The following is a 256-nucleotide window of genomic DNA, read 5'->3' on the forward strand; positions in this document are numbered from 1 at the left end:
TCATTGGATAGTCTGCAGACACCGACCATGACACAAGCGATGGACTATGTGACAGATCCGAGTTTTAAAGCGATTTTAGCAGTAATTGCCCAACAAGAGGCTGTCCATAATGAATCTTATTCCTATATTTTAAGCTCATTAATTCCTTTGCAGGAGCAGAAGCAACGTTTTGATCAAGCGAAAGGTGATCCTTTAATTCAAAAGAGAAACCAGTTGATTTTAGAAGCTTATGAAAATTTCAGACAGAACCCAACAC

Annotated in this window: 1 protein-coding gene; it reads left to right on the forward strand. The window is 38.7% G+C overall.

What is annotated here, in order from left to right; translation table 11 throughout:
- Positions 1 to 27 precede the first annotated feature (27 nt).
- Positions 28 to 256 (forward strand): ribonucleotide-diphosphate reductase subunit beta (locus AOA62_RS29800; RefSeq protein WP_256592505.1); only part of this gene is annotated, 229 nt, incomplete at its 3' end.

Source organism: Pseudomonas sp. 2995-3 (assembly GCF_002742565.1).
GTDB lineage: Bacteria > Pseudomonadota > Gammaproteobacteria > Pseudomonadales > Pseudomonadaceae > Aquipseudomonas > Aquipseudomonas edaphica.